The sequence below is a fragment of the Pseudomonas sp. CBS genome (assembly GCF_024734645.1).
Taxonomy (GTDB): Bacteria; Pseudomonadota; Gammaproteobacteria; order Pseudomonadales; family Pseudomonadaceae; genus Aquipseudomonas.
This window is the reverse complement of the sequence record NZ_CP102929.1, coordinates 1,747,739-1,762,288: the sequence shown is the minus strand read 5'-3', so window position 1 is coordinate 1,762,288 and position 14,550 is coordinate 1,747,739. Positions and strand designations below refer to the sequence as shown.

Annotated in this window: 12 protein-coding genes; all 12 read right to left on the bottom strand. The window is 61.3% G+C overall.

Going from position 1 to position 14,550, the window contains the following annotated elements:
• Nucleotides 1-21: 21 nt before the first annotated feature.
• A complete protein-coding gene (gene nuoN, locus NVB75_RS07995) occupies nt 22-1,485 on the bottom strand; it encodes an NADH-quinone oxidoreductase subunit NuoN (protein ID WP_017476148.1) in 1,464 nt (487 codons plus the stop codon).
• Nucleotides 1,486-1,492: 7 nt separating this feature from the next.
• Nucleotides 1,493-3,025, bottom strand: a complete 1,533-nt coding sequence (gene nuoM / locus NVB75_RS07990; RefSeq protein ID WP_076016753.1) for an NADH-quinone oxidoreductase subunit M — start codon at nt 3,023-3,025, stop codon at nt 1,493-1,495.
• A 49-nt stretch (nt 3,026-3,074) separates the two neighbouring features.
• Entirely contained in the window at nt 3,075-4,928 is a 1,854-nt protein-coding gene (nuoL, locus tag NVB75_RS07985) for an NADH-quinone oxidoreductase subunit L (protein WP_003219559.1), read from the bottom strand.
• Nucleotides 4,925-5,233 carry an NADH-quinone oxidoreductase subunit NuoK gene (nuoK, locus tag NVB75_RS07980; protein WP_003219560.1) on the bottom strand — a complete coding sequence of 103 codons (309 nt, stop codon included), beginning with the start codon at nt 5,231-5,233 and terminating at the stop codon, nt 4,925-4,927. Before nuoK ends, nuoL begins: the two co-directional genes overlap by 4 nt.
• Nucleotides 5,234-5,235: 2 nt before the next feature.
• Nucleotides 5,236-5,739: an NADH-quinone oxidoreductase subunit J gene (gene nuoJ, locus NVB75_RS07975; protein WP_017476146.1), complete on the bottom strand. Its 504-nt coding sequence runs from the start codon at nt 5,737-5,739 to the stop codon at nt 5,236-5,238.
• Nucleotides 5,740-5,748: 9 nt separating this feature from the next.
• Nucleotides 5,749-6,297, bottom strand: coding sequence for an NADH-quinone oxidoreductase subunit NuoI (nuoI, locus tag NVB75_RS07970; RefSeq protein ID WP_003174725.1), 549 nt, complete (start codon nt 6,295-6,297; stop codon nt 5,749-5,751).
• 11 nt (nt 6,298-6,308) lie between these two features.
• Nucleotides 6,309-7,316, bottom strand: a complete 1,008-nt coding sequence (gene nuoH, locus NVB75_RS07965) for an NADH-quinone oxidoreductase subunit NuoH (protein ID WP_003219563.1) — start codon at nt 7,314-7,316, stop codon at nt 6,309-6,311.
• Entirely contained in the window at nt 7,313-10,027 is a 2,715-nt protein-coding gene (gene nuoG / locus NVB75_RS07960) for an NADH-quinone oxidoreductase subunit NuoG (RefSeq protein WP_258346738.1), read from the bottom strand. Before nuoG ends, nuoH begins: the two co-directional genes overlap by 4 nt.
• Before the next feature lie 135 nt (nt 10,028-10,162).
• The gene (gene nuoF, locus NVB75_RS07955; RefSeq protein ID WP_258346737.1) at nt 10,163-11,518 is read right to left on the bottom strand and encodes an NADH-quinone oxidoreductase subunit NuoF; all 1,356 of its coding nucleotides are present in this window, start codon (nt 11,516-11,518) and stop codon (nt 10,163-10,165) included.
• Nucleotides 11,515-12,012 carry an NADH-quinone oxidoreductase subunit NuoE gene (gene nuoE / locus NVB75_RS07950; RefSeq protein WP_003219568.1) on the bottom strand — a complete coding sequence of 166 codons (498 nt, stop codon included), beginning with the start codon at nt 12,010-12,012 and terminating at the stop codon, nt 11,515-11,517. Before nuoE ends, nuoF begins: the two co-directional genes overlap by 4 nt.
• 2 nt (nt 12,013-12,014) lie before the next feature.
• On the bottom strand, nt 12,015-13,799 hold the full coding sequence (nuoC, locus tag NVB75_RS07945; protein WP_258346736.1) for an NADH-quinone oxidoreductase subunit C/D: 1,785 nt from the start codon (nt 13,797-13,799) through the stop codon (nt 12,015-12,017).
• A 72-nt stretch (nt 13,800-13,871) separates the two neighbouring features.
• A complete protein-coding gene (locus NVB75_RS07940; RefSeq protein ID WP_003219572.1) occupies nt 13,872-14,546 on the bottom strand; it encodes an NADH-quinone oxidoreductase subunit B family protein in 675 nt (224 codons plus the stop codon).
• Nucleotides 14,547-14,550: the final 4 nt, after the last annotated feature.

Genomic DNA, 14,550 nt, shown 5'->3' with positions numbered 1-14,550 from the left:
TTGCTGCGTTTAACTAAGCGATCAACCCGCCATCACCGCATGCTGCACCAGGGTGAGCAACGGTTGTGGGTACACACCCAGGAAGAACGCCAGCAGGGCGATTGCCAGCAGCATCACGCCACCCGCTTTCTGTTCCCAGTGCAACTCGGCGTCCACACGGCGCAGGTTTGGCTCGATCAGGTACAAGGTCACCATCACGCGCAGGTAGTAGAAAACGCCGATGGCGCTGCCCAGTACCAGGGAAGCAACCAGCCACCATTCGTGCGCTTCAACACCGGTCGCCACGATGTAGAACTTGCCGATGAAGCCAGCGGTCAGCGGGATACCGGCCAGGGACAGCATCATCACGGTCAGCACGGCAGTCAGGTACGGACGGCGCCAGAACAGGCCGCGGTATTCGTACAGGGCGTCCGCGTCACGGCCTTTGTAAGGCGAGGACATCAGGGTGATCACGCCGAAGGCACCGAGGCTGGTGATCACGTAGGTGACCAGGTACACGCCGATGGCTTCCATCGCCAGGCCCTTGCTCGCCACCAGGGCGATCAGCAGGTAACCGAAGTGCGCGATGGACGAATAACCCAGCAGACGCTTGAGGTTGTTCTGGGTCAGCGCCAGCAGGTTACCGAACAGGATCGAGGCGATGGCGATGATGGTCAGCACGTTGCTGAGTACACCGGTGTTGGCCGCTGGGGAGATCTGGAACAGACGCACCATCACCGCAAACACCGCGACTTTCGACGCGGTCGCCAGGAACGCGGCTACCGGCGCCGGGGCGCCTTCGTACACGTCCGGGGTCCACAGGTGGAATGGCACCAGCGACAGTTTGAACGCCAGGCCGATCAGCATCATGGCCAGGCCCAGCTGGGCGATTGGCGCAGGGCTGCCGGAAGCTGCCAAGGCGTGGCCGATACCGCTGAAGCTCAGGCTGCCGGCTTCTGCGTAGAGCAGGGCCATACCGAACAACAGGAACGCGGAACCTGCAGCCGACAGCACCATGTACTTGATGCCGGCTTCCAGGGAGCGCTTGTTGAAGAAGGCATACGCCACCAGGCCGTAGACCGGGATCGACAGCAGTTCCAGGCCGATGAACAAGCCGGCCAGGTGCTGCGCGCTGACCAGCACGATACCGCCGGTTGCAGCCAGCAGGATCAGCAGGTACAGCTCTTCGCGGTTGCCCGGATAACCCGTGCCGCCTTCGCCGAGGTAGGCGTGGGCGAGGGTAACGCAGGCCAGGGTGGCCACGAGGATCAACGCGATATACAGCAGCGCGAAGTCATCGACCATCAACAGCGGCGTGACCGCCAGCGGTGCGACCTTGAGTGCCGGGATAATCGACAGCAAGGCCAGGTTCAAACCTGCCACGGAAATCAGGAAGGTCTGTGAGTGGTTGCGGCGCCATGCGATCGCCAGCATCACCACCACAACGGTGAGGCTGGAGATCAGCAGCGGCGCAAGCGCGATAAAGTGTTGGATCGTGAATTCCATAGCGCTCTTACCGGGCCGAAGCGAGTTGAGTGAAGGCGGTGCTGAACCATTGCTGCACGCCATGCATCGTTGCGGCAGAGGTATCCAGGAACGGTTGCGGGTACACGCCGATAAAGATCAGCAGTACCGCAAGGCCGAGCACCATGATCAGTTCGCGACCGTCCATGCCGTGCAGCACGGTGTCGGACTTGGCCGGACCGAAGTACGCGCGGTGGATCATGATCAGCGAGTAGACCGAACCGAACACCAGGCCTGAAGTCGCGATCGCACTGATCCACGGTGTATGCACGAAGGCACCCATCAGGATCAGGAACTCGCCGATGAAGTTACCGGTACCCGGCAAGCCCAGGGACGCGGCGGCGAAGAACAGGCTGATGGCCGGCAGGTAGGCGATACGCGACCACACGCCACCCATCTCACGCATGTCACGGGTGTGCAGGCGCTCGTACAGCTGGCCACTGAGGATAAACAGTGCCGCTGCCGACACACCGTGCGCCAGCATCTGGATCACCGCGCCTTGCAGCGCCAGTTGGCTGCCGGAGTAGATGCCGATCAGTACGAAGCCCATGTGGGAAACGGACGAGAAGGCAATCAGACGCTTGATGTCGGTTTGGGCGAAGGCCAGGAACGCACCGTAGAAGATCCCGATCAGACCGAGGGTCATGGCGATCGGCGCGAACTCGGCCGAGGCATTCGGGAACAGCGGCAGGGCGAAACGCAGCAGGCCGTAGGCCGCCGTCTTCAACAGGATACCGGCCAGGTCCACAGAACCTGCGGTCGGCGCCTGGGCGTGAGCGTCAGGCAACCAGGAGTGGAACGGCACCACCGGCAGCTTCACCGCGAACGCGATGAAGAAGCCCAGCATCAGGATGTACTCGGTGGTCAGGGACATCTTGGTTTTCAACAGATCGGCGTAGTTGAACGTGATCACGCCCGTGCTGTTGAAGTTGACCAGTACCAGACCCAGGATCGCCACCAACATGATCAGGCCGGAAGCCTGGGTGAAGATGAAGAACTTGGTCGCCGCGTAGATCCGGGTTTTCTTGCCGTCCGAAGAACTGTGACCCCAGAGCGCGATGAGGAAGTACATCGGCACCAGCATCATTTCCCAGAAGAAGAAGAACATGAACAGGTCGAGGGCGAGGAACACGCCGACAACACCGCCCAGGATCCACATCAGGTTCAGGTGGAAGAAGCCCACGTGACGCTGAATTTCTTTCCAGGAGCAGAGTACCGAGAGGATACCCAGCAGGCCGGTCAGCAGGATCATCAACAGTGACAGGCCGTCGAGGGCCAGGTGCACGTTGATGCCGAAGCGCTGGATCCACACGTGCTTGAATTCAAGCGCGAAGGTTGGATCGACACCCGGTGCCGGAGCAAATGAATAGTCACCGTGGGCCCACAGCCAGAGGCCGAGCGCGAGTTCCAGGGACATGGTCAGCAACGCAATCCAGCGGGGGAGGGTGGCGCCGAAGCGTTCACCCATCCAGCAGAGCAGGCCGCCGATAAAAGGGATCAGGATTAGCCAGGGCAGAATCATGACGGGCTCGTTTCCTTTCGCAAGTTCGCAAAGTTCGCAATGTGCATAGTCAGACCGCGACCACGATGATGGCGCCGATTACCAGGACGGCACCGGCCGCCATGGAAGCTGCATACCAGCGCAATTGGCCAGTCTCGCTGCGGCTCAGGGCGGTGTGACCGGCCTTGGCGGCGCGCGGGATCAAACCGATGGTCTGGTCGAGCGGGTCTTTGCGCAGAACGTGGCTGATCGCAAGGTACGGCTTGACGAACAGTTTGTCGTAGATCCAGTCGAAGCCCCAGGCAGCGAACCACCAGGCCGAAAGGAAGCGGCCAATGCCACTGTTGGCGATGGCGGTGACGAAGCGGCGCTTGCCGAGGAACAGCAGGGCGGCCAACAGGATGCCGGCGATGGCGATGGCACCCGAGGCGATTTCCAGGCTGTGCTTGGCTGCACCACCGGCATGGCCGGCACTTTCCGGCAGAACACCGGCCAGTGGCGGGGTGATCATGGCACCGACGAAGGTCGACAGGATGATCAGCACCGACAGTGGCAACCAGTGGGAAATGCCGTGGCCTGCATGGGCTTCAGTCTTGGCTTCACCGTGGAACGTGATGAAGATCAGGCGGAAGGTGTACAGCGAGGTCATGAACGCACCCACCAGGCCGGCATACAGCAGGCCGTGGTTACCGCTGGCAAAGGCTTCCCAGAGGATTTCGTCTTTGGAGTAGAAACCTGCGGTCACCAGTGGCAGGGCCGACAAGGCCGCGCCGCCGACGATGAAGCTGGCGTAGGCCAACGGCAGTTTCTTCCACAGGCCGCCCATCTTGAAGATGTTCTGCTCGTGGTGGCAGGCAACGATCACCGCACCGGAAGCAAGGAACAGCAGGGCCTTGAAGAAGGCATGGGTCATCAGGTGGAAGATCGCGCCGTCCCAGGCACCGACGCCCAGGGCCAGGAACATGTAGCCGATCTGGCTCATGGTCGAGTAGGCGAGGATACGCTTGATGTCGGTCTGAACCAGGGCCGCGAAGCCGGCCAGTACCAGGGTCACGCCACCCACCAGGCCCACCAGATGCAGAATCTCTGGCGCCAGGGTGAACAGGCCGTGGGTACGGGCAATCAGGTAGACACCGGCGGTCACCATGGTGGCGGCGTGAATCAGTGCCGAAACAGGGGTAGGACCGGCCATCGCATCCGCCAGCCAGGTTTGCAGCGGCAGTTGCGCGGATTTACCGACAGCGCCGCCCAGCAGCATCAGGGTCGCCAGGGTGATCCAGAAGTCGCCGACCTGGAATTTCTGCGGTGCCAGCACCAGCAGTTCCTGGATGTTCAGCGTGCCCACCTGTTGGAACAGGATGAACAGGCCGATGGCCATGAACACGTCGCCGATCCGGGTCACGATAAAGGCTTTGAGTGCGGCGTTACCGTTGTTGCGGTTGCTGTAGTAGAAACCGATCAACAGGTACGAGCACAGGCCCACGCCTTCCCAGCCGAAGTACAGGAACAACAGGTTATCGCCCAGCACCAGGAACAGCATGCTCGCGATAAACAGGTTGGTGTAGGCGAAGAAGCGCGAGTAACCCGCTTCACCGCGCATGTACCAGGACGCGAACAGGTGGATCAGGAAGCCCACACCCACCACCACGCCGAGCATGGTGATCGACAGGCCGTCGACGTAGAGGGCGAAGTTGGGCTTGAAGCCCTCCACCGACATCCACTGCCACAGCACCAGGGTGTAGTGGCCGCCTTCAGGCGGTGCGACGTTGAATTGCCAGATGACGTAGGCGGCGACAATTGCCGACAGGCCAATGGAACCCACGCCCACCAGGGCCGAGAGGTTTTCCGACCAGCGTCCACGGGAGAACGACAGCAGCAGGAAACCGATCAGGGGAAATACGAAAGTCAGAAAGATCATGTTCATCCGCGCATCTCACTGGCAGCGTCGATATCAAGCGTGTGGAAGCGACGATACAGTTGCAGCAGGATCGCCAGGCCAATACTGGCCTCGGCGGCTGCCAGGCTGATCACCAGGATGAACATCACTTGTCCATCCGGCTGGCCCCAACGGCTACCGGCCACGATGAACGCGAGTGCCGCGGCGTTCATCATGATTTCCAGGCTCATCAACACGAACAGAATGTTGCGGCGAACCATCAGGCCGACCAGGCCAAGGCAGAACAGGATGCCGGCGACCGCCAGACCATGCTCCAAAGGGATAGCAGGCATCGTCATTGCTCCTTGGCTTCGTTGCGGCCCAAGTGGAAGGCGGTGATGGCTGCAGCGAGCAGCAGCATCGAAGCCAGTTCGACCACCAGCAGGTACGGGCCAAACAGGCTGATGCCCACGGCTTTCGCGTCTACGGTGGTGTGGCCGATGGCCTGGCCGCTCTGGTGAGCGAACAGCACATACAGCAGTTCAGCCAGCAGCAGGGCTGCCAGGATCACCGGGCCGAGCCAGATGCCGGGCTTGAGCCAGACGCGTTCCTGGGCGACCGAGGCCGGCCCCAGGTTGAGCATCATCACCACAAACACGAACAGCACCATGATGGCGCCGGCGTAGGCGATCACTTCCAGCACACCGGCGAACGGTGCGCCGAGGCTGAAGAAGGTCATGGCCACGGCGATCAGCGAAATGATCAGGTAGAGCAGGGCGTGCACGGGGTTAGTGTTGGTGATCACGCGAAGCGTGGACACCACTGCAATACCCGATGCGAAATAGAAAGCGAATTCCATCTTTCTTCCTTAAGGCAGCAAGCTCTTCACGTTGATCGGCTCGGCTTCGTTTTGTGCGGCGCCTTTCGGCTTACCGGCAACGGCCATACCTGCAACACGATAGAAGTTGTAATCAGGGTTTTTACCGGGACCAGAGATCAGCAGATCTTCTTTCTCGTACACCAGGTCCTGACGTTTGAACTCGGCCATCTCGAAATCCGGTGTCAGCTGGATCGCGGTGGTCGGGCAAGCTTCCTCGCAGAGGCCGCAGAAAATGCAGCGCGAGAAGTTGATGCGGAAGAAGTCCGGGTACCAGCGACCGTCTTCGGTTTCAGCTTTCTGCAGCGAGATGCAACCTACCGGGCACGCTACGGCGCACAGGTTGCAGGCCACGCAGCGCTCTTCGCCGTCGGGGTCGCGGGTCAGGACAATGCGGCCGCGATAACGCGGCGGCAGGTACACCGCCTCTTCCGGGTATTGCAGGGTGTCGCGTTTGCGAAAGCCGTGACCGAACACCATCACCAGGCTTCGCAACTGGGTACCGGTACCCTTAACGATGTCGCCAATATATTTGAACATGGGTCAAATCCTCACTGAACCGCGCCCGCTGGCGTGTTCAACAACACAACGGCAGCAGTCACCAGCAAATTGATCAGGGTCAGCGGCAGGCAGAATCGCCAGCTGAAATCCATCACCTGGTCATACCGTGGACGCGGGATGGAAGCGCGCAGCAGGATGAACAACATGATGAAGAACGCGGTCTTCAGGAAGAACCAGAAGAACGCCAGCTGCGGCAGGATGCCGAACGGACCGTGCCAGCCGCCGAAGAACAGCGTGACCAGCAGGGCCGAGATCAAGATGATGCCGATGTACTCACCTACGAAGAACATGCCCCATTTCATGCCGGCGTATTCAATGTGGTAACCGTCGGCCAGTTCCTGCTCCGCTTCCGGCTGGTCGAACGGGTGACGGTGAGTCACGGCGACGCCAGCGATGAAGAAGGTACAGAAGCCGAAGAACTGCGGAATGATGAACCACAGGTTCTGCGCCTGGTACTCGACGATGTCGCGCATGTTGAACGAGCCCACCTGCACCACGATGCCCATCAGCGCGAGGCCCATGAACACTTCGTAGGAGACGGTCTGGGCCGAGGCCCGCAAGCTGCCCAGGAGGGCGAATTTGTTGTTGCTCGACCAACCGGCAAACAGCACCGCGTAGACCGACAGGCCGGCCATGGCGAAGAAGAACAGCAAGCCGATGTTCAGGTCCGCCACGCCCCAGGTCGGGGTGATCGGGATGATTGCGAAGGCAATCAGCAAGGCGCTCATGGCCACGACCGGTGCCAGGGTGAAGATCACCTTGTCGGCAAACGGTGGTGTCCAGTCTTCCTTGAAGAACATTTTCAGCATGTCGGCGGCGATCTGGAACATACCAAACGGGCCAACGCGGTTCGGACCGTAACGGTCCTGCCACCAGCCCAGCAGGCGACGTTCGACGAAGCTGAGCAAGGCGCCCGCCACGACCACGGCCAACAGGATCACGATGGCCTTGACCACCGCGATGATCACGTCGATCACTTCAGGGGTGAACCAGGTCATTGAGCTGCCTCCTGCAGACCGTCAACGGTGAGGCCGAAGATCGCCGGAGGAATCCCCGCGAGGCCTTTTGGCAATGCAACCAGGCCAGCACCCAACTCTTCGTTGATGCGCAGTGGCAGACGCAGGGTCTTGCCGGCGACGTTCAAGCTGAGCAGGGCACCGTCATTGACGCCCAGGCGATCGGCTTCGGACTTGGCAACAGACACGTAGGCTTGAGGGATGCGCTCTTGTACCGGCGCGGCCTTGGAAGAAGTTTCTTCGCTGCCGAACAGGTGGAAGAACGGCACAACCTGCCAAGTGCCCTGGGCCGGGTTGAACGGGCGCGGAACACTGGTGAACCAGTTCAGCGAGTCACCGGTGCTTTCGATCAGGCGGGTGCCCGGGTCGCCAGCGCGGATGTGACCACCGACTTCGTCCTGGAACTTGTTCCAGGCTTGCGGCGAGTTCCAGCCCGGCGACCAGGCAAATGGCACCTGCTGACGTGGCTCGACCGAACCCGAGTAACCTTCCATGGAGAAGGCGAACGCGGTGTCGATGTCTTGTGGCGTACGTGGCTCATGCACGCTGATGTCAGCACGCATGGCGGTACGGCCGGAGTAACGCAGCGGTTCACGGGCGAGTTTCATGCCCTTGATACGGAACGAGGCAGACGGTGCAGCGTCGACGATGCGCGCCAGTTGCGGTGCGGCTGCGGCTGTGGCGGCAGTCACGTGGTCGAGCTGGGTCCAGTCGATCGGCTGGTTCAGCAGGGTGGCGCGCAGGGCATGCAGCCAGCGCCAGCCTTCGTGAACCAGGATGCTGGCGTCCATGTACTTCGGATCGAACACCTGGAAGAAGCGCTGGGCGCGGCCTTCCTGGCTGACCAGGGTACCGTCGCCTTCAGCAAAGCTGGCGGCGGGCAGTACCAGGTGGGCGCGGTCGCTGGTGGCGGTTTTCTGGTGGTCCGCAACGATCACCACTTTGGCCGCGTTCAGCGCTGCGTCGACCTTGGCCGAATCAGTGCGGGTGTACAGGTCGTTTTCCAGCACCACGATCGCGTCGGCACTGCCGTCGGTCACGGCTTGCAGAGCGGCGTCGAGGGACTCGCCACCGAGCATGGCCAGGCCAAGGCTGTTGGCTTCCGGCACGATCAGGCTGATGGAACCGTTCTTCTCGCGCAGCTTCAAGGCTTTGGCAATGTTGGCAGCGGCTTCGATCAGCGCCTTGGAACCCAACGAGGTACCGGCAATGATCAATGGACGCTTGGCGGCCAGCAGGGCGTCGGCGATGCGCTGGGCCAGTTCAACGGCTTCAGCGTCCAGGCCTTCAACGGCAGGCGCGCTGGCGTCGAGGGCGTGGGCCACGGCGAAACCGATGCGGGCCAGGTCGTCAGGCGCGGCGTGTACGCATTCTTCAGCGATGTCGTCGAGCTTGGTCTCAGCCAGGGATGCAATAAACAGCGGGTTCAGCGCGTGCTGGCCGATGTTTTTCACCGCAGCGTCGAGCCAAGGCTGGACGCGCATGGCGTCGGCCATGTCTTCGGCCTTGCCTTTTACCGACTGGCGCAGGGACAGGGCGACACGGGCAGCCGTCTGGGTCAGGTCTTCACCGAGGACGAAGATCGCGTCGTGGTCTTCGATGTCGCGCATGTTCGGAACCGGCAGCGGGCTGTCGTTCAGAACTTGCAGCACGAGGCGGATACGCTCCAGCTCACCGGCTTCGATACCCGAGTAGAAGTGTTCGGCGCCTACCAGCTCGCGCAACGCATAGTTGCTTTCGAGGCTGGCGCGGGGCGAACCGATACCGACGATGTTGCGACCGCGTAGCAGGTCGGCGGCTTTATCCAGTGCTTCGTCGAGGCTCAACTTGGCGCCGTCGGCCAGCAGTGGCTGACGTGGGCGGTCTTCGCGGTTGACGTAGCCATAGCCGAAACGGCCACGGTCGCACAGGAAGTACTGGTTGACCGAACCGTTGAAGCGGTTTTCGATCCGACGCAATTCGCCGTAGCGCTCACCCGGGGAGATGTTGCAACCGCTGGAGCAGCCATGGCAGATGCTCGGCGAGAACTGCATGTCCCACTTGCGGTTGTAGCGCTCGGAGTGAGTCTTGTCGGTGAACACACCGGTCGGGCAGACCTCGGTGAGGTTGCCGGAGAACTCGCTTTCGAGGGTGCCGTCTTCAACGCGACCGAAGTACACGTTGTCGTGGGCGCCGAACACACCGAGGTCGGTGCCGCCGGCGTAGTCCTTATAGAAGCGCACGCAGCGGTAGCAAGCGATGCAGCGGTTCATCTCGTGGGAGATGAACGGGCCCAGTTGCTGGTTCTGGTGAGTACGCTTGGTGAAGCGATACCGGCGCTCGTTGTGGCCGGTCATCACGGTCATGTCTTGCAGGTGGCAGTGGCCGCCTTCCTCACACACAGGGCAGTCGTGCGGGTGGTTGGTCATCAGCCATTCGACGACGCTGGCGCGAAATACTTTCGCTTCCTCGTCTTCGATGGAAATCCAGCTGCCGTCGGTGGCAGGGGTCATGCAGGACATCACGATACGACCACGGGTGTCGTTCTCGTCGGTGTACTGCTTGACCGCGCACTGGCGGCAAGCGCCAACGCTGCCAAGGGCGGGGTGCCAGCAGAAATATGGAATGTCGAGGCCTAGCGACAGACACGCCTGTAACAGGTTGTCTGCCCCATCGACTTCGAGCTCTTTGCCGTCTACGTGGATAGTGGCCATGGTTCAAAGTTCTTCGTTGGCCCGGTGTCAGCGGGCGTGGCTAATGGAATCTTGTTATTCATGTGCATCAACACAGCCATGAAGGCGTCAGCACATGAGAAGGCGAAGGGCACGGACCCTTCGCCTTGTTAAGCGTTACGCGCCGACTACAATCGGCCTTGCCAGAGGCGGGACGGCGGCGCTGGTAGGCGCGATGCCGGCTTCGAACTCCGAGCGGAAGTATTTGATCGCGCTGCCCAATGGCTCCACGGCGCCCGGTGCGTGAGCACAGAAGGTCTTGCCTGGGCCGAGGAAACCGACCAGACCCAGCAGGGTCTCGATGTCACCCTCACGGCCTTCGCCGTTTTCCAGGGCCATCAGCAGCTTGACGCTCCACGGCAAACCGTCGCGGCACGGGGTGCAGAAGCCACAGGATTCACGGGAGAAGAACTGCTCCATGTTGCGCAGCAACGACACCATGTTCACGGTGTTGTCCACGGCCATGGCCAGGCCGGTCCCCATACGGGTGCCCACCTTGCCGATGCCGCCAGCGTACATTTGTGCGTCGAGGTGCTCAGGCAGCAGGAAGCCGGTACCGGCGCCACCTGGCTGCCAGGCCTTGAGGGTGTAGCCGTCGCGCATGCCGCCGGCGTAGTCCTCGAACAGCTCCCGTGCGGTCACGCCGAAAGGCAGTTCCCACAGGCCCGGGTTCTTGACCTTGCCGGAGAAGCCCATGAGCTTGGTGCCCATGTCTTCGCTGCCTTCGCGGGCCAACGATTTGTACCACTCCACGCCGTCGCCGATGATTGCCGGCACGTTGCACAGGGTCTCAACGTTGTTCACGCACGTCGGCTTGCCCCACACGCCCACGGCGGCAGGGAAGGGCGGCTTGGAACGCGGGTTGGCGCGGCGGCCTTCGAGGGAGTTGATCAGTGCGGTTTCTTCACCGCAGATATAACGCCCGGCACCGGTGTGCACGAACAGTTCGAAGTCGAAACCCGAACCGAGGATGTTCTTGCCCAAGAGGCCGGCTGCCTTGGCTTCTTCCACGGCACGGTTCAGGTGCTTGGCAGCGGTGGTGTACTCGCCACGCAGGAAGATGTAGCCGCGGTAGGTCTTCAGCGCGCGTGCGCTGATCAGCATGCCTTCGATCAGCAGATGGGGCAGTTGCTCCATCAGCATGCGGTCTTTCCAGGTGTTCGGCTCCATTTCATCCGCGTTGCACAGCAGGTAGCGGATGTTGATGGATTCGTCTTTCGGCATCAGGCCCCACTTAACCCCGGTGGGGAAGCCTGCACCGCCGCGGCCTTTGAGGCCTGCGTCTTTCACGGTCTGGACGATGTCGTCCTGGGCCATGTCGGCAAAGGATTTGCGCGCGGCCGCGTAACCGTTCTTGGCCTGGTACTCGTCGAGCCAAACGGCTTCGCCGTCGTCACGCAGGCGCCAGGTCAGCGGGTGAGTCTCAGCCGTGCGCTTGATGCGGTTGGCTGGACCGAAGGAAGTCAGGGTCATGGGTAGCCCTCGAGCAATTGGGTGACGCCGGCAGGCTGCACGTCACCGAATGTGTCGTCGTCGATCATCAACGCCGGCGCCTTGTCACAGTTGCCCAGGCAGCACACTGGCAGCAGCGTGAAGCGGCCGTCCGGAGTGGTTTGGCCCAGGCCGATGCCCAGCTTGCTCTGGATTTCGCTGACCACGGACTCGTGGCCACCGATGTAGCAGACCATGCTGTCGCACACGCGAATGATGTGGCGGCCAACCGGCTGGCGGAAGATCTGGCTGTAGAACGTCGCCACGCCTTCAACGTCGCTGGCGGGGATGCCGAGGATCTCGCCGATGGCGTAGAGGGCGCCGTCCGGCACCCAGCCACGTTCCTTCTGGACGATCTTCAAGGCTTCGATCGACGCCGCGCGCGGGTCTTCGTAGTGATGCAGCTCGTGCTCGATGGCCGAGCGCTCGGTTTCACTCAAGGTGAAACGGTCTGTCTGGATAAGCGTGCTATTCATGCTTAGCGGTCCACGTCGGCCATAACGAAATCGATACTACCCAGGTACGCAATCAAGTCCGCGACCATTTCACCTTTGATCACCGAAGGGATCTGCTGCAGGTGCGGGAAGCTTGGCGTACGAATCCGGGTGCGGTAGCTCATGGTGCCGCCATCGCTCGTCAGGTAATAACTGTTGATACCCTTGGTCGCTTCGATCATCTGGAAGGATTCGTTGGCCGGCATCACCGGGCCCCACGAAACTTGCAGGAAGTGCGTGATCAGGGTTTCGATGTGTTGCAGCGTGCGCTCTTTCGGCGGCGGCGTGGTCAGCGGGTGATCCGCCTTGTACGGGCCTTCCGGCATGTTGCGCATGCACTGTTCGATGATCTTCAGGCTCTGGCGCATTTCTTCGACGCGCACGATGCAGCGGTCGTAGGCATCGCCGTTGGCCGCCAGCGGGACTTCGAATTCGAAGTTCTGGTAGCCGGAATACGGGCGCGCTTTACGCAGGTCGAAATCGCAACCGGTGGAACGCAGGCCAGCACCGGTGACGCCCCATTCCAGGGCCTCTTTGGTGTTGTACTGGGCGACGCCGATGGTCCGGCCCTTGAGGATGCTGTTGTCCAGGGCGGCTTTCTGGTACTCGTCCAGACGCTTGGGCATCCAGTCGATGAATTCCTTGACCAGGCGTTCCCAGCCACGCGGCAGGTCGTGGGCGACACCGCCGATGCGGTACCAGGCCGGGTGCAGGCGGAAGCCGGTGATGGCTTCGATGACCTTGTAGGCGCGCTGACGGTCGGTGAAGGTGAAGAACACCGGGGTCATGGCGCCGACGTCCTGGATATAGGTACCCAGGAACAGCAGGTGGCTGGTGATCCGGAAGAACTCGGCCATCATGATGCGGATGGTGTCGACCTTGTCCGGCACCTTGATGCCGGCCAGCTTCTCGACCGAGAGCACGTACGGCAGGTTGTTCATCACGCCGCCGAGGTAGTCGATACGGTCGGTGTACGGGATGAAGCTGTGCCACGACTGACGCTCGGCCATCTTCTCGGCACCACGGTGGTGGTAGCCGATGTCAGGCACGCAGTCGACGATTTCTTCGCCGTCCAGTTGCAGGATGATGCGGAAGGCACCGTGAGCCGAAGGGTGGTTCGGGCCCAGGTTGAGGAACATGTAGTCCTCGTTGGTGCCGGAGCGCTTCATGCCCCAGTCTTCCGGACGGAAGCGTGCAGCCTCTTCTTCAAGCTGCTGCTTGGCGAGGGTCAGGCTGAAGGGATCGAATTCGGTGGCGCGGGCAGGGAAGTCCTTGCGCAGCGGGTGACCTTCCCAGGTCGGCGGCATCATGATGCGCGTCAGGTGCGGGTGGCCCGGGAAGTCGATGCCGAACATGTCCCACACTTCACGCTCGTACCAGTTGGCGTTGGGCCAGATACCGGTCACGGTCGGAACGCTCAGGTCGCTCTCGGAGAGGGCCACCTTGATCATCACGTCGCTGTTACGTTCCAGGGACATCAGGTGGTAGAACACGGTGAAATCGGCGCCGCTCGGCAGTCCCTGGCGCTTGGTGCGCAGGCGCTCGTCCACGCCATGCAGGTCATAGAGCATGACGTACGGCTTGGGCAGGTTGCGCAGGAAGCTCAGGACTTCGACGAGCCTGGCACGCGCCACCCACAGCACCGGCATACCGGTGCGTGTGGCCTGGGTGGTGAAGGCGTCAGGGCCAAAACGGTTATTGAGTTCGACGACCACATCCTGGTCGTCTGCCTTATAAGGCGGGATGTACAGAGCACTGCCTGTAGTCATGGTTTTTTATCGCTTTCGGTCAACGTAAAGAATGAAGCCAGGTTTTCGTTCTATAAAAGAAGCGGTTCTGGATCAGACTTCGTCGGGGCTGCGCAGGTTGGTTACCTGAATACGCTGTTCGCGGCGCTGTTCCTTTTGTGACGGCATCTCGGCGCGGTATACGCCTTGATCTCCGACAACCCAGGAAAGTGGGCGACGCTCCTTGCCAATCGATTCCTGCAACAGCATCAAGCCTTGCAGAAATGCTTCAGGGCGGGGCGGGCAGCCAGGCACGTAGACGTCCACGGGCAGGAACTTGTCCACCCCCTGAACCACGGAGTAGATGTCGTACATGCCACCGGAGTTGGCGCACGAACCCATGGAGATAACCCACTTTGGTTCGAGCATTTGCTCGTAGAGACGCTGAATGATCGGCGCCATCTTGATAAAGCAGGTACCGGCGATAACCATGAAATCCGCCTGACGCGGCGATGCCCGGATAACTTCGGCGCCAAAGCGCGCGATGTCGTGGGGCGCCGTGAAGGCGGTGGTCATTTCCACGTAGCAGCAGGACAGACCGAAGTTGTACGGCCACAGGGAGTTCTTACGTCCCCAGTTGACCGCGCCACTCAGCACGTCTTCCAGCTTGCCCATGTAGATGTTTTTGTGGACTTGGTCTTCTAACGGATCGGAAACGGTTTCCCGTTCGCCGATGGGGTACTGCTCGTTAGGAGCATCCGGGTCGATCCTGGTGAGATTGTATTGCATCGCC